We start from the raw sequence: 24521 nt of genomic DNA, 5'->3' as shown, positions 1-24521 counted from the left end.
CCGGGACCGCGCCGGCCGGCGGTCAGCCGGACGCGGTGTCGCGGACGGCTTGGGCGAAGACCTCGGAGCGGTGCTCGAAGTTGCGGAACCGCCCGTAGCTGGGCGCGGCCGGGGAGAGCAGCACCACGCCGTCGGCCGGGGTCAGCTCGCGGGCCCGCCGGACGGCGGCGACCAGGTCGTCGACCACCTCGGCGCGCACCTTGGGCAGCCCCGCGAGCGCCTCGACGATCCGGGCGCCGCTGTCGGGGATGCCGAGCACGGTGATCTCGCGCTCCGCGAGGTGCTCGCGCAGCGGCGCGTAGTCTAGGCCCCGGTCCGTGCCGCCGACGATCACCGTCAACGGCCGTCCCTCGTACGCGTCGATGGCGTGCATGGCCGCGTACGGGCTGGTGGCGAGGGTGTCGTCGACGAAGGTCAGGCCGGACGGGTCGGCGATCTCGGTGAGCCGGTGCGCCAGCCCCTGGAACTCGGCGACCGCCACGGCCAGGGTGTCCTTGCGGGCCACCACGTCGACGCCCAGCGCGTCGAGCACGGCGAGGGCGACGCAGAGGTTGCCCTCGTTGTGCCGGCCGACCAGCGGCAGGACCGCGCGCGGGAAGAGCGGCTGGTCGGCGAGGTGGAACCAGGGCGTGCCGTCCGCGCCGCCGGCCACGTGGACGGTGTCCGGCAGGCCGGCGCGTACCGCCGCGCGGTCGCCCAGTTCGAGGGCGAGCCGCGGGTCGGCGCCGTTGACCACGACGGTGCGCGGGCCGTGCGCCAGCAGGTTGAGCTTGTCGCGGTAGTACTCGCGCTCGCCGCCGTGCGCGTCGAGGTGCTCGGGGAAGAGCGAGGTGACCACCGCCACGCGCGGCGAGTCCGTCAGGTCGCTGCACTGGTAGCTGGAGAGCTCCAGCACGTACAGCTCCGCCTCCGGCAGGTCCAGCGTCGGCACGCCGATGTTGCCGCCGAAGACGTTCGGCCGGTCCACGGCGGCGAGCAGGTGGCTGATCAGGCTGGAGGTGGTGCTCTTGCCCTTGCTGCCGGTGACGCCGACGGTGCGGTCGGCGTGGTCGGCCATCCACAGGGCCGTGCCCTGGGTGACGGTCACGCCGCGCCGGCGCAGCTCCACCAGCCACGGGTGGGTCTGCGGCACGCCGGGCGAGCGGACCACCACGTCGGCGGCGGCCAGCCGGGCGAAGCCCTCCTCGCCGGTGACCAGCGGCGCCGCCTCGGCCAGCGGCCCCTCCCAGGGCAGGCTGAGGAAGTTGGCGCTGTCGTCGACGGCGACCAGGTCGGCCGGGCCGTGCGCGGCGATCGCGGTCACCGCGGCCCGGCCCTCCCGGCCGGCCCCCCAGACGGCGACGGCACGTCCGCGCAGGTCAGACAGGCGCACTGGTTCTCCTCGGGGATGTCGACGGCGGGGCACAGGCACGTCCGGCACAGCCGGACACGCCGGACGAACCAGGGCCTAGTATGGCGTGTGCCCAATGAGCAGCTGCGGCGGATGGACGCCTTCACCTTCCCGTCCTACTCGATCGACCTCTCCACCGGGGAGGTGCTCTTCGACTACGCCCTCACCGGCCCCGACGGCGAGCAGCGGTTCACCGAGGTGATCACCCTCCCGCTGCCCGACGCGCCGCCGTCGGACGAGACCGTGGCGACCCTCGGCCGGGTGCTGGAGCTGCTGCACGTCGTCGCCGGCGTCAGCTACTACAAGGCCGCCGCGCCGCCGCGCCTGGTGCTGCCGGCGCCGCTGGGCGCGGCCGCCGCCGAGCTGGTCACCGCCGTCTACACCAAGGGCCTGGCGGAGTACGCGTACCGCAACCGGCTGCCGCACGTGCTCCGGTTGCGACCGGAGGTGCCGGCCGGCGAGGTGTCGCCGCCCCGGGTGTACGACGACTCGGACCGGCGTCCGCTCTCGGCCGTCGGCGGCGGCAAGGACTCCATCGTCAGCCTGGAGGCGCTGCGTCGGGCCGGTCTCGACCCGGTGCCGTTCTCGGTCAACCCCAACCACGTGATCGTCGCGGTGAACGAGGCGTCCGGGCTCGCCCCGCTCGCCGCCCGGCGGCGCATCGACCCGGTGCTGTTCGAGCTGAACGCCGCCGGCGCGCTCAACGGCCACATCCCGGTCACCGCGATCAACTCGCTGATCGCGGTCGCCACGGCGGTGCTGCACGGGCTGGGCCCGGTGGTGATGTCCAACGAGCGGTCGGCGTCGGACCCGAACCTGGTCTGGGACGGCCACGAGATCAACCACCAGTGGTCCAAGGGCGTGGAGGCGGAGGGGCTGCTGCGGGCGGCGCTGGCCGAGCACGCCGGGCTCACCGAGCCGTACTTCTCCCTGCTGCGCTCGCTGTCGGAGCTGCACATCGCCCGACTGTTCGCCGAGATCGACCGCTACGACGACGTGGTGACGAGCTGCAACGCCGCGTTCAAGCTGCGCGACGCCAGCGAGCGCTGGTGCCGCGACTGCCCGAAGTGCCGCTTCGTCTTCCTGGCGATGGCGCCGTTCATGTCCCGCGAGCGGATCACCCACATCTTCGGCGGCGACCTGCTCGCCGACTCCTCGCAGATCCCCGGCTACCGGGAGCTGCTCGGCGTGGACGGGCACAAGCCGTTCGAGTGCGTCGGCGAGGTGGAGGAGTCGGTGGTGGCGCTGAGCCTGCTCGCCGAGCAGGAGCAGTGGCGCGACGCCCCCGTCGTCCGTGCCCTCGTCGACGCCGTACCGCCCACGGCCTGGTCGGCGGCGGCCACCTCGGACGTCTTCACCCCCGGCGGCCCGCACCACGTCCCCCCCGCCTACACCAAGGCCCTGACCACCCTCACCTAACCCACCCCACCCCCACCCCACCCCCGCCCCCGCTGCCCCGGCCCGCGGCGCGCTGCGCCCGTTGATCATGACGTTAGCGGTGCGGTTCGGGCGATTCGTCCCCGCCAACGCCATGATCAACGGACGGGGGCCGGGACGGGGGCCGGGACGGGGGCCGGGACGGGGCGGGCGGGAACGGGTGGGGGTCAGGGGGTGCGGATGGCGTCGAGGGCGAGCAGGGCGACGTGGAGGGAGAGGCAGGCCTCCACCGAGTCGAGGTCGACGTCGAGGACGCGGCCGATCCGGGCCAGCCGCTCGTAGAACGCCGGCCGGGACAGGTGCGCGGCGGCGGCCGCCGCGGACTTGTTCCGGCCGGCGTCCAGGTATGCCCGCAGGGTGCCGAGCAGCTGCTCCCGGGGGTGTCGCGCGTCGTACGTCAGCAGGGCGCCGAGTTCCCGCTCGACGAAGGTCTGCAGCCGGGGCTCGTCGCGGAGCAGGTGCAGCAGGCCGGCAAGCCCGACGTGCGGCAGCCGGAAGATCGGCAGGTCCCGCCGGTCCCGCCGGGCGGCCTCGGCGACCTGCCGGGCCTCGATCAGCGACCGTCGGGCCTCCCGGAGGCTGCCCACCCCGGAGCCGGCGGCGATCAGCAGGGCACCCGTCGACGGCGGCCGGGCGGAGCCGTCCCACCGGGCCTCCGCCCGGGACGCCCCGTCGAAACGGCCCGGAACGTCCCGGCGGCCCGGAACGTCCCGGCGGCCCGGAACGTCCCGGCGGCCCGGAACGTCCCGGCGGCCCGGAGCGTCCCGGCGGCCCGGAGCGTCGGGGCGGCCCCGACGCAGCGCGGCGGCGAACGCGGCCAGCGCCCGCTCCTCGGCCGCCGGTTCCGGCAGGGCGAGCAGCACGCCGACGGCGTGGTCGTCGACGGCGCTGGTCAGCCCGGCCAGCTTCGCCTCGTGCAGCGCCTGACCGACCGCCTCGGCGAGGTCCCGCAGCCGCGCCGGGCCCGCCTCCGGGCCGTCCGCGCCGGGCTCACCCGCAGCGGCGAACTCGACCGCCGCCCCGCCCTCCCCCGGGCCGTCGGCCCGGTGCCGGACCACCACCCCGACGAGGTGCCGCCGCTCCAGCACCACCCCCAACGCCCGGGCCCGCAGGGCCACCTCGTCCACCGGCCGGGAGTGGTCGAGCAGGGCCGTCAGCAGCGTACGGTGGATCTGCCGCTCCAGGCCCTCCGCGTCGCGGCGGATCAGCCGGCCCAGGGCCAGCGTCGAGGCGGCCCGCTCGACCAGGATCGTCAGCCGGGTGGGCGGCGCGCCGGTGACGGTCGTCCCGTCGTCGGCCGCCGGGCCGGGTACGCGCCGGCCGGCGGCCAGGTCGCCCCCGCCCGGCCAGCGCAGCAGCAGCCGGCCCCAGTCGTGGCCCCGGGCTCCCACGGTGGTCACCAGCCAGCCGCTGTCCGCGTCGTACGCCGTCCGTCCCGCCGGCCGGATCCGGCGGGAGTGCTGTTCCCAGCCGTCGAGCAGCAACTCGGCGCTCTCCCCCGCCGGGTCGTACGCGAGCACCTGCCGGGAGAGGTTCTCCAGCACCACGGGGCAGCCGGACAGCTCGGCGGCCTGCCGGACCACCTCGCCGGGGCCGGCGCCCTCCACCGACAGCTCGGTGAAGCGCTGGTGGATCTCCTCGGTCGCCCGCAGCTCGGTGAGCTGGGCGTCGACGATCAGCGCGTGCACCGCCTCGGTGACGCGGACGAACGGGGTGGCCCGGCGCAGCTCGACCAGCGGCAGCCCACGACGCTCGGCGACGGCCGCCATCACCCGGGGGACCCCGCTGACGTACCGGCGGCCCAGCTCGACGACCAGCCCCGAGACCCCGACGTCGGCCAGGTCGCCGATGAAGGCGCGCAACCCGTCGTCGTCGGCGGGCAGCCCGATGCCGGTGGTGAGCACCAGCTCACCGCCCCCGAGCAGGGTGGCGATGTCGGGCACCTCCGCCACGTGCACCCACCGCACCGGACGGTCCAGCCCGACGTCCCCGGCGACCACGCGCGGGGCACCGTGGCGGACGGGATCCAGCGCGAGGATCTCACGGACGGTAGGGAACACGGGCGACACGCTACCGTCCGTGACCCCGATTCTCGACCGCTCGATCAGTCGGACGTCTCCGCGCGGAGCTGCCGGAAGAACGCCCGGACGTCACCGACCAGCAGCTCGGGGGCCTCCATGGCGGCGAAGTGCCCGCCCCGGTCGAACTCGGTCCACCGCACGATGTTGTTCGTCTGCTCGGCGATGTGCCGCAGCGGGATGAAGTTGTCCCGGGGGAAGACGGCCACCGCGGTCGGCGCGGCCGACGGCTCCGGCGGCGAGTCGAAGTAGTCCGAGTGCGCCCGCTCGTAGTAGATGCGGGCGGACGAGCCGGCCGTTCCGGTGAGCCAGTAGAGCATGACGTTGGTGAGCAGGTGGTCGCGGTCGACGGCGTCCTCCGGGCGGGCCGACGAGTCCGTCCACTCCTTGAACTTCTCGGCGATCCAGGCCAGCTGGCCGACCGGCGAGTCGGTCAGGCCGTAGGCGAGCGTCTGCGGCCGCGTGGACTGGATGGCCGCGTAGCCGCCGCTGTCGCGCTCCCACTGTCGCGTGCGCCGCCACGAGGCCAGCGTCCGCTCCCGCTCCGCCGGGCTCAGGGAGGAGAGCAGCTCCGCGTCGGGCTCCTCCGTCGCGGCCGAGCGCGGCAGCAGGTTCAGGTGTACGCCGATGACCTGGTCGGTGCGGGTGCGGCCGAGTTCGCGGGAGATGAGCGAGCCCCAGTCGCCGCCCTGCACCCCGTACCGCTGGTAGCCGAGGCGGCGCATCAGCTCGGCGAAGGCGGCCGCCACCCGCCGGAACTCCCAGCCGGTCTCCCGCGTCGGCCAGGAGAGGCCGAACCCCGGGATGCTCGGCATGACCAGGTGGAAGGCGTCGGACGGGTCGCCGCCGTGCGCCCGCGGATCCGTCAGCGGCCCGGCGATCCGGGTGAACTCGACGATCGAGCCGGGCCAGCCGTGCGTGACGAGCAGCGGGGTCGCGTCGGGCTCCGGGGAGCGGACGTGCGCGAGGTGGACGTCCGCCCCGTCGATCGTGGTGACGAACTGCGGCCACTCGTTGAGTTTCGCCTCGGCGGCCCGCCAGTCGTACTCGTGCCGCCAGTAGCCCGCCAGCTCCATGAGGTAGTCCCGGGGGACGCCGTACTCCCAGCCCACCCCGGGCAGCTCGTCGGGCCACCTGGTGCGGTCGAGCCGCTCGTGCAGGTCGTCGAGGTCGTGCTGCGGGACGTCGACCCGGAAGGGACGGAGGCTCGCGTCTGCGGGAGTCGTCATGATCACGAATCGTACGGCCGGCCGGTCACGGACGGCTCCACCGATCCCTTCCCGGGTCGTCGCTCAGTCGACGCCGAACTCCATCGCGGCGCGGTCGAGTGCCTCGTCGTCGACGGAGGGGACGCCCCGGGAGGCGATGGCTTCCGCGCCGCCCTGCGGCATCGCACCGATCAGCCCGGTCGACGCCGCCTGCGCGGCGCCGACCATCCGCTGGGGGGCCGCGCCGCCGACCATGCCGAGGGTGGCGTACTGCTCCAGCTTCGCCCGCGAGTCGGCGATGTCCAGGTTACGCATGGTGAGCTGGCCGATCCGGTCCGACGGGCCGAACGCCGAGTCCTCGGTGCGCTCCATCGACAGCTTGTCGGGGTGGTAGCTGAACGCCGGGCCGGTGGTGTCGAGGATCGAGTAGTCCTCGCCCCGGCGCAGCCGCAACGTCACCTCGCCGGTGACCGCCGTACCGACCCAGCGCTGCAACGACTCGCGCAGCATCAGCGCCTGCGGGTCCAGCCAGCGCCCCTCGTACATCAGCCGACCGAGGCGGCGGCCCTCGTTGTGGTAGTTCGCCAGGGTGTCCTCGTTGTGGATGGCGTTGACCAGCCGTTCGTACGCGGCGTGCAGCAGCGCCATGCCGGGCGCCTCGTAGATGCCCCGGCTCTTGGCCTCGATGATCCGGTTCTCGATCTGGTCCGACATGCCCAGGCCGTGCCGGCCGCCGATGGCGTTGGCCTCCAGCACCAGGTCGACCGCGCTGCCGAACTCCTTGCCGTTGATCGTCACCGGGCGGCCCTGGTCGAAGCCGATCGTGACGTCCTCGGTGGGGATCTCCACCGACGGGTCCCAGAACCGGACTCCCATGATCGGGTCGACCGTCTCGATGCCGGTGTCCAGGTGTTCGAGTGTCTTGGCCTCGTGGGTGGCGCCCCAGATGTTGGCGTCGGTGGAGTACGCCTTCTCGGTGCTGTCCCGGTAGGGCAGGCCGCGCTCCAGCAGCCACTCCGACATCTCGGTGCGCCCGCCCAGTTCGGTGACGAAGTCGGTGTCCAGCCACGGCTTGTAGATGCGCAGCTGCGGGTTGGCCAGCAAGCCGTACCGGTAGAACCGCTCGATGTCGTTGCCCTTGAACGTCGAGCCGTCGCCCCAGATCTGCACGTCGTCGGCGATCATCGCCCGCACCAGCAGCGTCCCGGTCACGGCCCGGCCCAGCGGGGTGGTGTTGAAGTACGCCCGTCCGCCGGAGCGGATGTGGAACGCCCCGCAGGTCAACGCCGCCAGGCCCTCCTCGACCAGGGCGGCGCGGCAGTCGACCAGTCGGGCGACCTCGGCGCCGTAGCTGAGCGCGCGGCCGGGCACCGAGGCGATGTCGGGCTCGTCGTACTGGCCGATGTCGGCGGTGTAGGCGCAGGGCACGGCGCCCTTGTCGCGCATCCACGCGACCGCGACCGAGGTGTCGAGGCCGCCGGAGAAGGCGATGCCGACACGTTCACCGATGGGCAGGGAGGTGAGAACCTTGGACACGGGGAAGATTATTCACCAGAGCGCATGGTCATGCAAGCCGAGACCTGAGATCGACCATCCTCGGCGGCTACCCGTTGCCGAACGGCGGGTCGTCGCGACCCAGTTCCCAGAACGCCACCGCCGCGGCGGCGGCGACGTTCAACGAGTCGACGCCGCGCCGCATCGGGATGACCACCCGTACGTCGCTGGCCGACTGGGCCGCCGCGGTGAGGCCGGGCCCCTCGGCCCCGAGCAGCAGCGCCGCCCGCTCGCGCTGCGCCGGAGTCAACCGCTGGATCGGTACGGCGTCCGGGGCGGGCGTCATGGCGAGCACCGTGAAGCCCGCCTCCCGCACCTGGTCCAGGCCCGCGGGCCAGCGCTCGAGCTTGGCGTACGGGACCGCGAAGACCTCTCCCATGCTGACCCGCACGCTGCGTCGGTACAGCGGATCGGCGCAGGACGGCGACAGCAGCACCGCGTCGATGCCGAGCGCGGCGGCGCCCCTGAACACCGCGCCGAGGTTGGTGTGGTTGTTGACGTCCTCCAGGATGACCACCCGCCGGGCGGCGGCGAGCACCTCCTCCGCGGCCGGCAGCGGCTTGCGCCGGAACGACGCCAGCACGCCCCGGTGCACGTGGAAGCCGGTCGCCCGCTCCAGCACGTCCTGCGTGGCCGCGTAGACGGGGGCGTCGCCCGTGTCCAGGTCGGCGAGCTGGTCGACCCGCTTGGCGTCCACCAGGTACGACCGGGCCGGATAGCCGGCCCGCAGGGCCCGCCGCAGCACCAGCTCACCCTCGGCGATGAACAGGCCGTGCGGCGGCTCCCAGCGGGTACGCAGCTCGACGTCGGTCAGCGCGCGGTAGTCGGCGATCCGGTCGTCGTCCGGGTCGGTGATCTGGTGGACTGGCACCCGCACGATTCTGCCGGACGCGCCGCGCCGCCCCCGGACCCGGCCGTCGTCAGCCGGCCCGGTGGTATCGCAGCAGCACGGAGGTGCCGTCGAAGGTCCGCGACTCCACCAGTCGCAGCTTCAGCCGCTCCGTGGCCGAGAAGACCGGCTTGCCGCCGCCCAGCACCACCGGGTGCACGAAGATCTGGTACTCGTCGACCAGGCCGAGCGCGGTCAGCGCGGCGGCCGCTTCGGCGCCACCGTTGAGCAGCAGGTCACCGCCCGGCTGGTCCTTGAGCGCGGTGACCTCCCTGGCGAGGTCGCCGCCGCCGACCACCCGGGCACCGTGGTCGGCCTCGGCGAGCGTGCGCGAGATCACCACCTTGGGCGTGCGCCGCCAGATCGGCACGAACGCGAGGTCGTGCGGGTGGTCGGAGATCGACTCCGCCTGCGGCCAGTAGGCCGCCATGAACTCCCAGACCCGGCGGCCGTAGACGAGTGACCCGGCCCGGCCGCACTGCTCCAGCGAGAAGGCGGACAGCTCCGGGCCCATCCGCGGCCAGTCGAACTCGCCGTTCGGCCCCTCGATGAAGCCGTCCAGCGACTGGTGCACCCCGTAGACGATCTTCCGCATGGTCCTGCTCCCGTTGGCGTCGGACGCCCCTCGTGGGCGTTCTCGCCAGGGGGTCGGAGCGGCGACGCCGGATCCGACGGCCCCGGGAAGATTTCTCCGGGAGGTCTTTTCCCGCCGGACCCACCCGGGCGACGGCACCGGCCGGCCCGGCCCGGCGCGTCGTCAGCCCCGGCGCTCGAGCCAGCGTCGCAGGTCGGACAGGCGCTGCTCGTCCGAGGGCCGCCGTTCCTCGGCGGGGCGACGCGGCTCGACCCGGGGTCGCTCCACCGGGCGGCGCGGGTCGCCGACGAGTTCGCGGCTGGGGGCCGCGAAGCTCTTCTCCGGCTGCCCGTCGACGGCGGTGGCGATGACCCGGGCGACCGCGTCGATCACCTTGGCCTGCACCGCGGCGCCCACCGAGTCGGTCGGGTCGTCCGGGTTGGCGGCGATGCCGGCCACCGCCACCTGCGGGGTGAAGCCGACGAACGTCTCCGTCGCGTTGCGCTCCGAGCTACCGGTCTTGCCGGCGACCGGGCGGCCGTCGAGGATCCGGTTCACCGAGGTGGCCGTGCCGCCGTTGCACTGCCCGAACGCGGACTGCTGGCCCACCGGGCAGCGCGCCGCGTCGGTGGCGGCCCGGGCCACGTCGGCGTCGAGCACCCGGCGGCAGGACGGGTCGCCCACGGGCACCCGTTCGCCGTCGGGGGCGGTCACCGAGACCACCGGCAGCGGCGTGCAGTAGGTCCCCTCGGCGGCCACCGTGGCGTACGCGTTGGCCAGGTCGAGCGGGGTGGTGGCGGCCACGCCCAGGGTGAACGAGCCCCAGTTGGCGGCGTCGTTCTCGGCGAACGCGGCGTCGGCGTCGGCCCGGAAGGTGATGCCGAGGCGCTGCGCCATCTCCACCACCTTCTCCTGCCCGACCTGTTCGGCCAGCCAGACGAAGTAGGTGTTGACCGAGCGACCGAAGCCGTCCCACATCATCCGGTAGCCGTCCATCCACTCCGGGTTGGCGTTTGCCGGGCACCACCGGCCCTCGCAGCTTCCCTCGCCCTCGGCGGCGTACCGGGTGGGCAGCCGGCTGGGCGCGTCGAAGCCGGTCGCGAGGGGCTTGCCGGCCTCCAGGGCGGCGAGCATGGTGAACAGCTTGAACGTCGACCCGGCCTGGTAGCCGTCGACGCTGTCGCCGCCGGAGATCAGCGGGTTGACGGTGTTGGGGCGGTTGGCCCGCCCGTCCGGGTTGGCGTCGAGGCTGTAGTGCCGGTTGACGGCCATCGCCAGCACCCGGCCGGTGCCCGGCTCGACGGCGGCGATCGGCAGGGCGCGCTTGTCGGCGTACCCGTAGACCCGGGTGGCCTCCTTCTGCGCGGTGGCCTGGACCTGCGGGTCCAGCGACGTCACCACGGTGTAGCCGCCCCGGCGCAGGGCCTGTTCGCGCTCCTCGACGGTCTCGCCGAACGCGGGCTGCGCGAGCCACCACTGCCGCAGGTAGTCGCAGAAGAAGCCCCAGTCGTCGTGGCCCTGGGCGACGGCGGTGCAGCCGTTGGGCTGGGCGGTGGGGCGCAGCGTCAGCTTCTCCGCGCGGGCCCGCGCGGCCTCCTCGGCGCTGATCGCGCCGGTGGAGACCATCGCGTCCAGCACGTAGCCGCGCCGCTGAAGCGCCGCGTCCGCGTCGCCGTCGATCGGGCTGTACGCCTCCGGCGACTGCACCAGGCCGGCGAGCAGGGCCGCCTCGCCGAGGGTCAGCTCCGCCGGGGCCTTGGCGAAGTAGCGCTGGCTGGCCGCCGCGACGCCGTACGCCCCGGAGCCGAAGTACGCGATGTTCAGGTAGCGGTTGAGGATCTCGTCCTTGCTCAGGCGCTGCTCCAGCGCCGTGGCGTACCGGATCTCCTGGATCTTGCGCCCGACGGTCTGCTCGGTGGCCGCGGCGCGCTGCTCGGCGGTGCGGCCGGGGTCGGTCTTGAGCACGTTGCGGACGTACTGCATGGTCAGCGTCGAACCGCCCTGCTGCCCGCCGGAGGCGTTCGACACCACGGCCCGCAGCAGCCCGCGCAGGTCCGCGCCGCCGTGGTCGTAGAAGCGCCGGTCCTCGGCCGCCACGATCGCCTGCCGCATCACCGGGGCGATCTCGTCCAGCGGCACGTCGGTGCGGTTGACGTCGTAGAACGTGGTGATCAGCGTCTTGCCGTCGTTGGCGTAGAGGTAGGAGCGCTGCGGCGTGGCAGGGGTGCGCAGCGCCTCGGGCAGCGCCTCGTACGACCCCGCCGCGGCCTTGGCGGCGAACCCGAACAGCAGGTTGCCCGGCAGCGCGGCGACCGCCAGCACCAGGCCGGCGAGCACGCCGGCGAGCAGCACGGTGAACAGCCGCGACAGCGGCGAGCGGGGTGGGGCCATGGTCTCCAGGATTGCCACGAAAGCCGCCGACCGACCACCCCCGCGGGCCACCTGTCAGCAACTTCACCGCCGGCTGCCAGCGACCTCCCACCCAGCCGCCCCAGCCTCCCCGGGGGCCCCACCGGCACCGCCCCGGATGCGGCCTGCGCCGGTGGCGCGCGGCTCAGCCGGCGGCCAGCGGGCCGTTCGGGCCCGGCCCGGTCGGGGCGGCGGCCGTGGCGAGGCTGGCGCTGGCGGCGTCGCGGACGATGTCGCGGGGCATCAGGCGCCCGGAGCGGTAGCCGATGCCGATGCCGGCGACCAGCACGAAGATGGCCCCGAAGGTCTGCAACGAGCCGATCAGCGCGCCGCCGACGCCCAGCAGCGGGGCGGCGATCATCAGCATGGTGCCGTCACCGATGCTGAACGTCCCGGACCGGGCCACCGACCAACCGGTCAGCAGCCAGCCCACGCTGTAGCAGGTGGCCCCGACGAGCACGAGCGCGCGGGCGGTGGTGCCGAAGACCGGGGTCTGCTCCGCCAGCCCCGCGAAGGGCAGCATGAGCACCGTGCCGGCCATGGACACCAGCAGGCCCGCCACGGCCGCCCGGCGGCTGCGGGCCGCCGCCAGCAGACCCGTCAGCGCCAGCAGCGCGAGCAGCCCGAGCCAGACCGACGCCACCCAGCCCACCAGGTAGAGCGGCCGCCCGTCGGCCGGGTACGGGTCGTTGCCCACCCCGCCGTCGCTGGCCATCGCCACGACGCCGTAGAGCACGGCGTACGCGGGAAGCAGCCACACCGCCGCCCGGGCGAGCCGCCGCAGCGACCAGGCCCAGCTGGCGTTGGTGGCCGGCCCGACCGGCGTCGGCTCGACGAACGGCAGCACCCCGAACCCGCCGCCGGTGCGCCGGCTCCCCAGCGGCCCGGTGGGGTCGTGCGCGCCGGGCACCGGGGCCGAGGACCACATCCGCTTCGCCGGATCCTTCATGCGTCACCTCGCTCGTCCGCGAGCGGCGCGGGACGCGCCGGGGCGCCCCGGTGCCTGGTCACCGCCCGTCCTAGGACCGATGGTGGCAGGCACCGGAGCGCCCCATGAGTCTTTCTCGCATTTCCCCGGGCGATCGCCGCCCGGGCCGGTCAGCCCCGCTCGCGCTGGTCGACCGGGCCGGTCAGCCCCGCTCGCGCTGGTCGACCGGGCCGGTCAGCCCCGCTCGCGCTGGTCGGCCGGGTCGTTGAGCAGGCTCGCCGGGGAGACCGGCTCCGGCGCCGGCAGTCCCTGCGGCTTGCCGCCGGAGGCCTGCGCCTCGGCGACGCGTACCTCGTCGTGGATCTGCTGGGCGGCGGCCGCCGCGGCCTGCGCGGCCTCCGCCGCCTCGCGCTCGACCTGGCTCGCGTGGTCGGCGGCCTCGGGCGCCGGGGTGTCACCCACCATCTGGCTCAGCCCGCCGAGCGCGCCGCCCATCCCCTCGAGGGCCTTGGTCAGCTCGGCCGGCACGATCCAGACCTTGTTCGCGGTGCCGTTGGCGATCTGCGGCAGGGCCTGGAGGTACTGGTAGGCCAGCACCTTCTGGCTCGGGTTGGCCTGGTGGATGGCGTCGAACACCGTCCGGATCGCCTTGGCCTGGCCCTCGGCCTGCAGGATCCGCGCCTGCCGGTCACCGTCGGCGCGCAGCACCGCGGCCTGCTTCTCGCCCTCGGCGGTGAGGATCTGCGACTGCTTGTGCCCCTCGGCGTTGAGGATGGCCGCGCGGCGGTCCCGCTCGGCGCGCATCTGCTTCTCCATCGAGTCGCGGATGCTCGGCGGCGGCTCGATCGCCTTGATCTCCACCCGGGTGACCTTGATGCCCCAGCGGCCGGTCGTCTCGTCCAGCACCCCGGACAGGTGCCGGTTGATCTCCTCGCGGCTGGTCAGCGCCCGCTCCAGGTCGAGAGAACCGATGACGTTGCGCAGCGTGGTGACGGTGAGCTGCTCGATGGCCTGGAGGAAGTTGGAGATCTCGTACGTGGCCCGGACCGAGTCGACCACCTTGAAGTAGAGGACCGTGTCGATCGAGACCACCAGGTTGTCGGAGGTGATCACCGGCTGCGGCGGGAAGCTGACCACCTGCTCGCGCATGTCGACCTTGGTGCGCACCGCGTCGATGAAGGGGACCAGGAGGTTCAGCCCCGGGTTGAGCGTGCGCTTGTACCGACCCAGCCGCTCGACCACGTCCTGACGCTGCTGCGGCACGATCCGCACCGCCTTGGCCAGGGTGATCACCCCGATCAGCGCGACGGCTATCAGGAGGACCGGGATCACGAGTTCCATGTGCTCACCTTTTCGCTTCGGGTAGCTCGCCGGAAGGGGAAACGTCGTCCCGCCACACCAGGGCGGTGGCGCCCCGCACCTGGATCACCTGCACCCGGTCGCCCGGGGCGAAGACCTGGCTCGCGTCGTAGGAGCGGGCCTGCCACAGCTCACCGTCGATCTTGACCATGCCCTGCCCGGCGTCGACCCGCTCCAGCACCAACGCCGCGCTGCCCTCGATCGCCTCCACGCCGAAGGCCTGCTCGCCGCTGTCCAGCGCCGAGCGCCGGTGCCGGCGCAGCGTCGGCCGCACGCCCAGCACCGTCAGCGCCGACACCGCGGCGAAGACGATCGCCTGCACGCCGACCGGCGCGCCGAGGGCCGCGGCGCCGGCGGCGGCGAAGGCCCCGGCCGCGAACATGATCAGGAACAGCGTCGTGGTGAAGATCTCGGCGACCGCCAGCACGACGCCCAGCACGATCCACAGCACGGCGTCCACCCCACGATCGTGACACGCCGGTGCACGCACCACCCAGCCTCGAAGATCAGTAAGCTCGGCGGCACGCCGGCGACGCCCCTCCAAGCCGCCCGGCGGCGTACGTCGGCGCCCCCGCGGGCCGCCCGGCGGCACACCGGTCGGCGCCCCCGCGGGGCGACTTTCGGCACACCAGCGGCCCGCCCCGGGCCCCGAGCGAGGAGCGCCCCGTGCCCCTGCTGCCCACCACCGCCCGCCAGGTCGACGCCCTCGTCGCGGAGGCGCAGTCCGCCGGCCGTACGCCGTCGCTGGTGATCGGCGTGGTACGCGACGGCGCGCTTACCCACCTCGCCACCGCCGGCGAACACCCGCGCCCCGACGCCGACCTGCAGTACCGGATCGGCTCGATCAGCAAGACGATGACCGCCGTGCTGGTCATGCAGGAGCGCGACGCCGGCCGGCTGACCCTCGACGACGCGCTGGGCGAGCACCTGCCCGGCACCCCCGTCGGCGCCCTCACGCTGCGGCAGTTGCTCGGCCACGCGAGCGGGTTGCAGCGCGAGCCGGAGGGGGCCTGGTGGGAGCGCGCCGAGGGCCCGGACCTGGCCACGCTGCTGGCCGGGGTGACCGCCGAGAAGATCGCCTATCCCGCCCACCGGGCCTACCACTACTCCAACCTGGCGTACGGGCTGCTGGGTGGGGTGCTGGAGCGGATCACCGGCACGCCCTGGGCCGACCTGCTGCGCGAGCGCCTCCTGGAGCCGCTCGGCATGCGCCGCACGACGTACGCGGCGACGGAGCCGTTCGCCCGCGGCTACGTGGTGCACCCCTGGCACGACACCCTGCGGGAGGAGCCGCGCACCGACACCGGGGCGATGGCGCCGGCCGGGCAGCTCTGGTCGACCGCCGAGGACCTGGCCAGGTGGGCGGCGTTCCTGGCCGACCCGGCGCCGGAGGTGCTGGCGGCGCGGACGCTGACCGAGATGTGCGCCCCGGTGGTGATCAGCGACCTCGACTCGTGGACCGGCGGGCACGGCCTGGGCCTGGAGCTCTACCGCGACGGCGAGCGGGTGTACGTCGGGCACGGCGGCTCGATGCCCGGCTACGTGGCCGCCCTGGCCGTGCACCGCCCCTCCCGCACCGGCGTGATCGGCTTCGCCAACTCGTACGGCTTCCGCACCGGCGGCATCGGCGGGCTCGCGCAGCGGGCCCTCACCACCGTGCTGGACGCCGAGCCGGCCCTGCCTCGCCCGTGGCGGCCCGCCACGGGCGCCCCGCCCGCGGAGGTCGCGGAGATCAGCGGCCGCTGGTGGTGGATGGGCGCCTCGCTCGACGTCACCTGGGACCCGGGCGCGGGCGAGCTGGTGGTCTACGTACGCGGGGAGCGGGTGAGCGCGTTCGCCCCGGAGGGGCCCGACCGCTGGCGGGGCCGCTCCGGCCCGGAGAACGGCGAGATCCTGTCGGTGCTGCGCGACGAGGCCGGCCGGGTGGCGGCCCTGGACATCGCCACCTTCGTCTTCACCCGCACCCCCGACCAGGAGCCCTGACCCCGCCCGTCCCTGTCCGGGCCACCACGGCCAACAGGATCACGCAACATCCTGGATCGGGTGCCCTCGCGAGCCACCCGAGGCCACCACATCCAGGATCGAGCACGATCTCGCACGCGGACGGAAGGCGGAGCCTGGCCGCCCGGAACCGGGCACGGCGGCCCCGGCCCTGACCGCAACCACGCTCAGGCGGGCTCGGTGACGAAGTCGATCAGGCGTTCCATCGCGTTGATCAGCGGGGTCTCCACGTCGGCGAAGCTGTCGACCCGGGACAGGATGTGCCGCCACATGTCGGCCGGCTCGGCCACCCCGAGCGCGGCGCAGACCCCCTCCTTCCACGGCTGCCCCGGGGGCACCACCGGCCACGCCCGGATGCCCAGCGCCGACGGCTTGACCGCCTGCCACACGTCGACGTACGGGTGACCGGTGACCAGCACGTGCGGTGAGGTCACCTTCGCCACGATCCGGCTCTCCTTGGACCCGGGGACCAGGTGGTCGACCAGCACGCCGAGACGGCGGCCGGGGCCGGGAGCGAAGGCGCGCACCTCGGCGTCGAGGGCGTCGACGCCGTCCAGCGGCTCCACCACCACGCCCTCGATGCGCAGGTCGTCGCCCCAGATCCGCTCGACGAGGGCGGCGTCGTGGACGCCCTCCACCCAGATCCGGCTGGCCTTGGCGACCTGGGCGCGGACGCCGTCCACGGCGATCGAGCCGGAGGCGGTGCGCCGGCGGGCCGCCGGGACGGGGGCGCGGGCGGGTCGGCGCAGCGTCACCGGCTGCCCGTCGAGCAGGAACGCCGCCGGCAGCAGCGGGAAGTTGCGCCGCCGGCCGTGCCGGTCCTCCAGCACCACCGCGCCGGACTCGAAGCCGACCACCGCCCCGCAGAAGCCGGAGTCGGCGTCCTCGACCACGAGGTCCGGTTCCGCGTCGACCTCGGGCGTGACCTTGCGCCGCCGCCAGTCCCCCGCCAACACGTCGTCCGCATACCGCCGCCCCATGCCAGAGAAGCTAACCGGCCGCCCGCACCCCCGCATCCGACACGCCGCGACGGGTGACGGCGCCCCGAGGGGGCGGTCACGCTGCCCGGGTGACGGGCCCCCGTTCGACGCCCCGTCCACCACGATCGCATGATCGACATGGCGGTGGGCGGGCGGAGCGGCAGTCGAGACAGGGGCGGCGGTGACCACGTACCCTTTTCGGCATGTCCACCCCCGCAGCGGGCGCGGCCACTCTCGCGCCGCGCCGGTCCAGCCGGTTCGTTGCCTGGGTGCGCGCGTGGCGCGCCGGGCTGGTGCCCTTCGACGAGGTCGCCGACGCCGTCGCCGGCGACGAGGAGCACCTGGTCGCCGACGCGCCCGGCACCTGGACAGACGTCCCGCTGGCCGAGGCGCTGCCCACCCTGGCCAAGCTCTCGCCGGACGAGATCCGGCTGGTGCTGCCCGCGCCGGGCGACCCGCGCGGCCTGCCGGGTCCGGGCGACTTCGCCGGTGCGGCGCTGCTCGCCGGCGAGGCGGTCGTGGCGGGCAGCCTCGGGCTGATCCCGCACGTGCGCACGCACACCTCCGGCTCCGGCGACACCTTCGAGACGGTGCTCTGGCGGGTCTATCCGCTGCCGGCCGACGCCCCGGCCGCCTCGCTCGCGCTGCCCGGCGCGGCCGAGGCCGAGGCGGAACTGGCGGCGGCCCTGCACGACACCACCGCCGCGCTGACCCGGCTGGACGTCGCCCAGTGGCGCCCCGAGCTGGCCGGGGCGTTGGAGGCGCTGCGCCGGCCGGACGGCGCCACCGACCTGCCGCCCGGTTTCGACCCGCGGGCCCGGCGGCTCTTCGCCCGGGCCGCCGTGCTCGACCGGGTGCTGGCGCTGGCCGGGCACGCCGCGCCCGGCGGCGCCGTCAACAACTACGAGGCCCAGCAGCGCGACGCCGCGCTGCGCCCGCTGACCACCGCCTGCCGGCAGGCGCTGGTGGCCGCCTGCAACGCCCCGCTGCGCCCCTGAGCGTCGCGCCGGTCGGCCGCGCCGGCGGCCGGGCCTGCCGTCCGTGCCTTCCGCCGATCGCGCCCGGGATCGCCCGACGCACCGAGGCGGGCCCGCGCGTCAGACCTCGTCGACCAGGTCGGCGACGGAGTTGACGATCCGCGACGGACGGTACGGGTAGCGCTCCGCCTCGGCGCGGCTGCTGATCCCGGTCAGCACCAGGATCGTCTCCAGGCCGGCCTCCAGCCCGCACAGGATGTCGGTGTCCATCCGGTCGCCGATCATCGCGGTCGTCTCGGAGTGCGCGTTGATCGTGTTGAGCGCGGAGCGCATCATCATCGGGTTGGGCTTGCCGACGAAGTACGGCTCGACCCCCGTCGCCTTGGAGATCATCGCGGCGACCGAGCCGGCGGCGGGCAGCGCGCCCTCCACCGACGGGCCGGTCACGTCGGGGTTGGTGCAGATGAACCGCGCTCCGTCGTTGATCAGCCGGACCGCCTTGGTGATCGCCTCGAAGCTGTAGGTGCGGGTCTCCCCCAGCACCACGTAGTCCGGCGCGAAGTCGGTCAGCACGTAGCCGACCGCGTGCAGCGCCGTGGTCAGCCCGGCCTCCCCGATCACGTACGCGGTGCCGCCCGGCCGCTGGTCGGCCAGGAACTGGGCGGTGGCCAGCGCGGAGGACCAGATCGCCTGCTCGGGCACGTCGAGGCCCATCCGGCTCAGCCGGGCCGTGAGGTCCCGTGGCGTGTAGATCGAGTTGTTCGTCAGCACCAGGAACGGCTTGCCCGAGGCGCGCAGTCGGGAGACAAACTCCGGCGCGCCGGGCACGGGCTGGCCCTCGTGCACCAGCACGCCGTCCATGTCGGTCAGCCAGCTCTCCACCGGCTTGCGGTCCTGCATCTCGACTCGTTCCAGGGGTGTCGGGTCGGCCGGCGGGGCCGGCGCGGCGGTCGGTGGGCGGCCCGGGGACCGGGCCGGGCCCGACGGCAGTCGGGCGGGTGCCGCGGGTCGGGGCTGCGGTCGGCCCGGCGGCGGTCGGCGGCGGGGGTCAGGAGGCGGGCTGCCCGGAGGCGGCGGCGGTGGGGCGGCGGGCGGGGACACAGCACACCGTCGGGCAGGTGTCCCACATCGGCAGCTCGCCGAGGCGGCGGCGCAGGTTCACCCCGTCCGGCTCGATCCGCTCCCGCACCAGCTCGCGGACCATCGCCACGAACCGGGGGTCGGTGCCCGGGGTGCCGGCGCGGGCGAAGTCGAGGCCGACCTGCCTGGCCGTCTGCCGCGCCTCGGTGTCCAGGTCCCACACGACCTCCAGGTGGTCGGAGACGAACCCGATCGGGCTGACCACCACGCTGGTGGTGCCGTTGTCGGCCAGCGCGGCCAGGTGGTCGTTGACGTCCGGCTCCAGCCACGGCACCTGCGGCGGGCCGGAGCGGCTCTGCCAGACCAGGTCCCAGGGCAGGTCGGGGGCCGCCGCCGCGTGGACCAGCCGGGCGACCTCGTGGAGCTGCGCCTCGTACCGGCCGCCGTGCGGGCCCGCGCTGGCGGCCATCGAGTTCGGCACCGAGTGGGCGGTGAACACCAGCCGGGTGCTGTCGCGCTTCGCCGGGTCGAGCTGGCCCAGCGCCGCCCGCACCGCGTCGGCGTGCGGCTCGACGAAGCCCGGATGGTCCCAGAACTGGCGGATCTTGTCGACCAGCGGGGCGTCCGGGCCGACCGCCGCGCGGGCGGCGGCGATGTCCTCCTGGTACTGCCGGCAGGAGGAGTAGCCACCGAACGCGCTGGTCACGAACGCCAGCGCGTGCCGGACGCCGTCGTCGCGCATCTGCGCCAGGGTGTCGGCGAGCATCGGGTGCCAGTTCCGGTTGCCCCAGTAGACGGGCAGGTCGATCCCGTTGGCGGCGAAGTCCTCCCGGATCGCCGCGAGCAGCTCCCGGCACTGCTGGTTGATCGGGGAGACGCCGCCGAAGTGCTGGTAGTGCTCGGCCACCTCCGCCAGCCGCTCCGGGGGCACGCCCCGCCCACGGGTCACGTTCTGCAGGAACGGCATCACGTCCTCGGGCCGCTCCGGCCCGCCGAAGGACACCAGGACCACCGCGTCGTACGCCATGGGCCCATTCTTCCCGGTCGGCCGCCCCCGCCGGGCAGAGCCCCCTGGTCGCGTGGTGCGAGGAGGGGCCCCCGCCGTCCGAGACGCGACGGCAGGGGCCCTTCCGCACACCTCAGGCGCCGATGGCGTGATAGCCGCCGTCGACGTGGACGATCTCGCCGGTGGTGGCCGGGAACCAGTCGGAGAGCAGGGCCAGGCAGGCCCGGGCGGCCGGTTCCTGGTCGGTGAGGCTCCAGCCCAGCGGCGCGCGCTCGGTCCAGGCGTCCTCGAACTGGTCGAAGCCGGGGATCGACTTGGCGGCGATGGTGCGCAGCGGCCCGGCGGCGACGAGGTTGCTGCGGATGCCCTGCTTGCCCAGGTGCAGCGCCAGGTAGCGGGAGGCGGACTCCAGCCCGGCCTTGGCCACGCCCATCCAGTCGTAGACCGGCCACGCCTTGGTCGCGTCGAAGGTCAGGCCGACCACCGCGCCACCGGCCGACATCAGCGGCAGCGCCGCCATCGCGAGGGACTTGTAGGAGTACGTGGAGACCTGCAACGCGGTCGCCACGTCCTCCCAGGGGGCGTCGAGGAAGCCGCCGCCGAGGCAGCTCTGCGGGGCGAAGCCGATCGAGTGCACCACCCCGTCCAGGCCGTCGACGTGCTCGCGGACCCGGTCGGCGAGCCCGGCGAGGTGCTCGGCGTTGGTCACGTCCAGCTCGATCACCGGGGCCGGCTCGGGCAGCCGCCTGGCGATCCGCTCGACCAGGGACAGCCGGCCGTAGCCGGTGAGCACGACCCGCGCCCCGTTCTCCTGGGCGAGCTTCGCCACCGAGAAGGCGATCGAGGCGTCGGTGATGACGCCGGTGACCAGCAGCCGCTTACCGGCGAGCAGTCCGGACATGCAGGGGTTCCTCCGTAGTCTGTCAGTGGCCGCTGTCAGTGGCCCATGCCGAGGCCGCCGTCGACGGGGATGACGGCGCCGGAGATGTAGCCCGCGCCGTCCCCGGCCAACCAGGTGACCGCCGCCGCGACCTCGTCCGGCTGCGCGAAGCGGCCGGCGGGGATGACCTTGCGGTACTCGGTCTTGCGGTCCTCGGGCAGCGCGGCGGTCATGTCGGTCTCGACGTAGCCGGGCGCCACCACGTTGGCGGTGATGTTGCGGCTGCCCAGCTCGCGGGTGATCGAGCGGGCCACGCCCACCAGGCCGGCCTTGCTCGCCGCGTAGTTGACCTGGCCGGGGCCGCCGTAGAGGCCGACCACCGAGGAGATGAAGATCATGCGGCCCCACCTGGCCCGGAGCATCTTCGTCGAGGCCCGCTTGGCGCACCGGAACGCGCCGGTCAGGTTGGTGTCCAGCACCCGGGTGAACTGCTCCTCGGACATCCGCATCAGCAGCGTGTCGTCGGTGATGCCGGCGTTGGCGACCAGCACCTCGACCGGCCCCAGCTCGGCCTCGACGGTGGTGAACGCCGCGTCGACCGAGTCCGGGTCGGTCACGTCGCAGCGCACCCCGAACAGGCCGCCCTGATGGCCGGCTCCGCCTGCGCCAGACCCCGGCTCGGCTGCGCCGGCGCCGGGCACTCCCCCACCCCGATGGGTCACCGCCACCCGGTCACCCTGCTTGGCGAAGGCCTGCGCGATCGCCAGGCCGATCCCCCGGTTGCCGCCGGTCACCAGGACGGTACGGGCCACGGGTCCCCCTCTGCTCAGTGATCTCCCGGTCGGTCGGAGCCTAGGCGTTACCGGCAGGTAAGCGCTAACGGGTGGGCACGTCACCCCTGGGTACGACGTCCGGGTCGTCCCGTGGTGGCACGACCGGCGCGGCGCCGTCGTCGTAGCCTCCCCGGATGGTCCAGCCCGACAATCCGGCCAGTGTCGCCCTGCGCGACCTGCGTCGGCTGCTCGTCGGCCCGGACGTGCCGCCGCGCCCGGCGGCCAGCCGGCGCCGCTGGCACGGCTGGCGCGCCTACCTGGTCCCGGTCGCCCTGCCGGCCCTGCTCGGGCTCACCGCCGCGGCCGCCACGACCGCGGGCTGACCGACGCGTACGCCGTCGCCTCGCCCTGGGCGCCACCGTTCCGGTGGCGCTGGCGGCGCGGTGGCCGCTGTGGGCGTGGCGGACCTGCTGGTGGTCGGCGACGCCGCCGACGGGGCGCAGGCGGTCGAGGCGGCCCTCCGGCCCGATCCCGACGTGGTGCTGATGGACGTGCGGATGCCGGTGCTGGACGGCCTGGCGGCCACCCGGAAGCTCCTCGGCGACCGCCCCGCCGACCGTCCCCGGGGGCTCATCCTGACCACCTTCGACCTGGACGACTACGCCGCCGACCTGGTCGTCGCCGAGCAGACCGTGAAGACCACGTCGGTCGGATCCCGGCCAGGCTGGGCCTGCGCGACCGCGCGCAGGCCGTGGTGCCGGCGTACGAGTCGGGTCTGGTGGCCGCCGGCGAGTAGCACCCCGGTACCGGGCCGGAGACGGCTCCCCGGGGTGACGCGCCGGCGGCGCCCGGCACCGCACGCTGCCCACCGTGGACGGACACGGAGGGAGCACGGTGATGCGGAGCGGGGATGTCCTTAAGGTCGTGCTCGCCGCGCTGCTCGGCGCCGGGGTGGTGCTGCCGGCCCGGCCGGCCCCGGTTGCCGCGGCGGGTTTCGTCGAGCGGTACCCGGCGACGACGGCGGCGATGCGGGCCGCCGGCGCGCCGTACGCCGACTGGGCCGAGCGCGGCCGGCGGTTCCTGGCCTTCGACCCGCGCGGCGACGGGCTGGCCGTCGAGGTGCTCGGCGACCTGGCCGGCGCGGACGCGATCGCGGTGCTGGTGCCCGGGGTGGGCTGCACGCTGCGCGACTTCGACCGGGGGCTCGGCGGGGTGGCTCGCCGCGCGCCGGCCGTGCAGGCCGCCGGGCTGCACGCCGCGCTGCGGTCGACCGACCCCGGCGCCCGGGTCGCCGTGCTCGCCTGGCTCGGCTACGACCCGCCGGACGGGGTGCTCGCGGCGGCCGGGGCGGGCGCCGCACGGCGGGGCGCCGCCGCCCTGTCCGAGCTGCTGGCCGAGCTGGCCGCGCGCCGGCCGCGGGCCCGGGTCACGCTGATCGGGCACAGCTACGGCGCGCTGGTGGTCGGGCTGGCCGCGACGGGGGCGCCGGCGCAGGTCACCGACGTGGTGGCCCTCGGCGGGGTCGGCGTCGGCACGGACCGGGCGGACCGGTTCGGCGGCGTGCGGTTCTGGGCGGCGGAGGCGGAGACGGACTGGATCCGCCGCGTGCCCCAGCTGCGGCTGCCCGGGCTCGGGCACGGGATCCGGCCGGCCGACCCGGCCTTCGGCGCCCGGCCGCTGCCGGTGGCCGGGGTGACCGGGCACGACAGTTACCTCAGCCCGGGCGCGGCGACCGTCGGCGCAGTCGCGTCGGTGGTGCTCACCGGCGGGGCGGGCACGGGCGGGGCGGCCCGGTGAGCCGGGACCGCGCGGTCGACGCGCTGCGGGCGTACGCGGTGGGCGGAGTGGTGCTCGGGCACTGGCTGGTCACCGGCCTGGTGCTCGCCCCGGACGGCACGCTGTCCCAGGCCAGCCCGCTGACCGCGATGCCGTCGCTGGCGCCGGCCAGTTGGCTGTTGCAGACCCTCGGGCTGTTCTTCTTCGCCGCCGGGTACGCCTCGGCCCGCTCGGCCGCCCGCCGGCGCGGCGGGCCGGCCTGGCTCGCCCGCCGCCTGCGGCGGCTGGTGCTGCCCGCCGTGGCGTTGCTCGGCACCGGGGCGGCGGTGCTGCTGGCCGCCACCGCGCTGGGCACCCCCGACGCCACCCTGTCCGTGGCGCTGACGCTGACGGTCAGTCCGCTGTGGTTCCTGCTCCCGCTGCTGGTCCTGGTGGCGCTGACCGCCCCGCTGCGCGCCGCCGTACGCCGATGGGGTCCGCTGCGCTGTGCCGCCCCGGCGGTGGCCGTGGTGGCGGCGGTCGACCTGGCCGGCCGGCTGCTCCCGCAGGTCCCCGGGCGGCTGCCGGTCGCCGTGCTGGCCGCGTGGGCGGTGCCCTACCTGCTGGGGCTGGCGCACGCCGACGGCCGGCTCGCCGGTCGACGGGCCGCGCTGGGGCTGGCCGGCGCGGGGGCCGCCGGGCTGGCCGGCCTGGTCGCGCTCGGCTACCCGGTCAGCGCGGTCGGGGTGCCCGGCGCGCAGGTGTCCAACCTGCACCCGCCGTCGCTGCTGGCGGTCGCCCTGGCGGTGACCCAGGTCGGGGTGGGTCTGGCGGCCCGGCCGGCGCTGGCCCGGCTGTCCAGGCGGCCGTGGGCCGGGCGGGCGGTGGGCCTGGTCAACCGCCACGCGGTGCGCGTCTACCTCTGGCACCAGCCGGTGCTGGTCGGGGTTGCGGTGCTGGCGGGCCGCACCGGCGTCGCCCTGCCCGGGCTGCACACGGCGCCGGACGGCCCCGGCTGGCTGGTGGCCCGGCTCTGCTGGTTGCCGGTGCTGGCCGCCGTGCTGGTGGTGCTGATCCGTGGGCGGACGACCGGCGCTGCGGCGGCCGCGCGGCCGGCCGGGCGTCCACCGGCGGACGGGATCGCCCGCCCGGTCGGCTGAGTGCGGGGGCACGCGCCCGCGGGTGTACGATGATCGGCGTTCGCGGGCCGTGCCGGCCCGCCTTCCGGGCCCCGCCGACCGCA

21 protein-coding genes and 1 pseudogene are annotated in these 24521 nt (G+C 75.0%); 7 read left to right on the top strand and 15 right to left on the bottom strand.

The window, feature by feature from the left end; translation table 11 throughout:
• Positions 1-22: 22 nt before the first annotated feature.
• Positions 23-1372: a UDP-N-acetylmuramoyl-L-alanine--D-glutamate ligase gene (gene murD, locus GA0070606_RS26090; protein WP_091105412.1), complete on the bottom strand. Its 1350-nt coding sequence runs from the start codon at positions 1370-1372 to the stop codon at positions 23-25.
• Between the two features lie 87 nt (positions 1373-1459).
• Between murD and GA0070606_RS26085 the strand changes: the two genes are divergently transcribed.
• Complete coding sequence (locus GA0070606_RS26085) at positions 1460-2809, top strand: MurL-like N-terminal domain-containing (RefSeq protein ID WP_091105410.1); 1350 nt, start codon at positions 1460-1462, stop codon at positions 2807-2809.
• Positions 2810-2994: 185 nt separating this feature from the next.
• Here the strand turns inward: GA0070606_RS26085 and GA0070606_RS26080 are convergent, their stop codons facing one another.
• The 9 genes from GA0070606_RS26080 to GA0070606_RS26040 form a co-directional block, all read right to left on the bottom strand.
• Entirely contained in the window at positions 2995-4887 is a 1893-nt protein-coding gene (locus GA0070606_RS26080) for a PucR family transcriptional regulator (RefSeq protein WP_483819073.1), read from the bottom strand.
• A 44-nt stretch (positions 4888-4931) separates the two neighbouring features.
• Complete coding sequence (locus tag GA0070606_RS26075) at positions 4932-6134, bottom strand: epoxide hydrolase family protein (protein ID WP_091108199.1); 1203 nt, start codon at positions 6132-6134, stop codon at positions 4932-4934.
• A 63-nt stretch (positions 6135-6197) separates the two neighbouring features.
• Positions 6198-7649 carry an argininosuccinate synthase gene (gene argG / locus GA0070606_RS26070; RefSeq protein ID WP_091105405.1) on the bottom strand — a complete coding sequence of 484 codons (1452 nt, stop codon included), beginning with the start codon at positions 7647-7649 and terminating at the stop codon, positions 6198-6200.
• Between the two features lie 67 nt (positions 7650-7716).
• Positions 7717-8538, bottom strand: a complete 822-nt coding sequence (locus GA0070606_RS26065; protein WP_091105401.1) for a TrmH family RNA methyltransferase — start codon at positions 8536-8538, stop codon at positions 7717-7719.
• A gap of 49 nt (positions 8539-8587) precedes the next feature.
• Positions 8588-9151: a dihydrofolate reductase family protein gene (locus GA0070606_RS26060; protein ID WP_091105399.1), complete on the bottom strand. Its 564-nt coding sequence runs from the start codon at positions 9149-9151 to the stop codon at positions 8588-8590.
• Positions 9152-9313: 162 nt separating this feature from the next.
• The gene (locus GA0070606_RS26055; protein ID WP_091105396.1) at positions 9314-11521 is read right to left on the bottom strand and encodes a transglycosylase domain-containing protein; all 2208 of its coding nucleotides are present in this window, start codon (positions 11519-11521) and stop codon (positions 9314-9316) included.
• Between the two features lie 163 nt (positions 11522-11684).
• A complete protein-coding gene (locus tag GA0070606_RS26050) occupies positions 11685-12488 on the bottom strand; it encodes a hypothetical protein (protein ID WP_091105394.1) in 804 nt (267 codons plus the stop codon).
• 213 nt (positions 12489-12701) lie between these two features.
• Complete coding sequence (locus GA0070606_RS26045; protein WP_091105391.1) at positions 12702-13808, bottom strand: SPFH domain-containing protein; 1107 nt, start codon at positions 13806-13808, stop codon at positions 12702-12704.
• Positions 13809-13812: 4 nt separating this feature from the next.
• Positions 13813-14286 carry an NfeD family protein gene (locus GA0070606_RS26040; RefSeq protein ID WP_091105388.1) on the bottom strand — a complete coding sequence of 158 codons (474 nt, stop codon included), beginning with the start codon at positions 14284-14286 and terminating at the stop codon, positions 13813-13815.
• Between the two features lie 206 nt (positions 14287-14492).
• Here GA0070606_RS26040 and GA0070606_RS26035 point away from each other — a divergent pair, with 206 nt between their 5' ends.
• Positions 14493-15809, top strand: a complete 1317-nt coding sequence (locus GA0070606_RS26035; protein WP_091105386.1) for a serine hydrolase domain-containing protein — start codon at positions 14493-14495, stop codon at positions 15807-15809.
• 185 nt (positions 15810-15994) lie between these two features.
• Here GA0070606_RS26035 and GA0070606_RS26030 read toward each other — a convergent pair whose 3' ends face one another.
• Positions 15995-16807, bottom strand: coding sequence for a DUF3097 domain-containing protein (locus GA0070606_RS26030; RefSeq protein WP_091105385.1), 813 nt, complete (start codon positions 16805-16807; stop codon positions 15995-15997).
• A gap of 203 nt (positions 16808-17010) precedes the next feature.
• Between GA0070606_RS26030 and GA0070606_RS26025 the strand changes: the two genes are divergently transcribed.
• Positions 17011-17805 carry a hypothetical protein gene (locus tag GA0070606_RS26025; protein WP_091105383.1) on the top strand — a complete coding sequence of 265 codons (795 nt, stop codon included), beginning with the start codon at positions 17011-17013 and terminating at the stop codon, positions 17803-17805.
• A gap of 99 nt (positions 17806-17904) precedes the next feature.
• On the opposite strand, the gene GA0070606_RS26020 is transcribed toward GA0070606_RS26025, so the two are convergent.
• From GA0070606_RS26020 to fabG, 4 genes are all read right to left on the bottom strand, one after another.
• Positions 17905-18684 carry an HAD-IIA family hydrolase gene (locus GA0070606_RS26020; RefSeq protein ID WP_091105381.1) on the bottom strand — a complete coding sequence of 260 codons (780 nt, stop codon included), beginning with the start codon at positions 18682-18684 and terminating at the stop codon, positions 17905-17907.
• Positions 18685-18832: 148 nt separating this feature from the next.
• Positions 18833-19891 carry a ferrochelatase gene (locus GA0070606_RS26015; RefSeq protein WP_091105378.1) on the bottom strand — a complete coding sequence of 353 codons (1059 nt, stop codon included), beginning with the start codon at positions 19889-19891 and terminating at the stop codon, positions 18833-18835.
• Between the two features lie 112 nt (positions 19892-20003).
• On the bottom strand, positions 20004-20771 hold the full coding sequence (gene fabI / locus GA0070606_RS26010) for an enoyl-ACP reductase FabI (protein ID WP_091105376.1): 768 nt from the start codon (positions 20769-20771) through the stop codon (positions 20004-20006).
• 35 nt (positions 20772-20806) lie between these two features.
• Complete coding sequence (fabG, locus tag GA0070606_RS26005; protein ID WP_091105373.1) at positions 20807-21562, bottom strand: beta-ketoacyl-ACP reductase; 756 nt, start codon at positions 21560-21562, stop codon at positions 20807-20809.
• Positions 21563-21717: 155 nt separating this feature from the next.
• Between fabG and GA0070606_RS26000 the strand changes: the two genes are divergently transcribed.
• The 4 genes and pseudogenes from GA0070606_RS26000 (at position 21718) to GA0070606_RS25985 (ending at position 24438) form a co-directional block, all read left to right on the top strand.
• Positions 21718-21906, top strand: coding sequence for a hypothetical protein (locus GA0070606_RS26000; protein WP_091105371.1), 189 nt, complete (start codon positions 21718-21720; stop codon positions 21904-21906).
• Between the two features lie 60 nt (positions 21907-21966).
• Positions 21967-22319: pseudogene (locus tag GA0070606_RS25995) on the top strand (response regulator transcription factor).
• 101 nt (positions 22320-22420) lie between these two features.
• On the top strand, positions 22421-23320 hold the full coding sequence (locus tag GA0070606_RS33780; RefSeq protein ID WP_091105369.1) for an alpha/beta hydrolase: 900 nt from the start codon (positions 22421-22423) through the stop codon (positions 23318-23320).
• Positions 23317-24438, top strand: coding sequence for an acyltransferase family protein (locus tag GA0070606_RS25985; RefSeq protein WP_091105366.1), 1122 nt, complete (start codon positions 23317-23319; stop codon positions 24436-24438). The genes GA0070606_RS33780 and GA0070606_RS25985 overlap by 4 nt, the downstream gene beginning before the upstream one ends.
• Positions 24439-24521 lie beyond the last annotated feature (83 nt).

Source organism: Micromonospora citrea, assembly GCF_900090315.1.
GTDB classification, from domain to species: Bacteria; Actinomycetota; Actinomycetes; order Mycobacteriales; family Micromonosporaceae; genus Micromonospora; species Micromonospora citrea.
The sequence above is the reverse complement of the archived record's forward strand: the minus strand, read 5'-3'. Positions and strand labels throughout refer to the sequence as shown.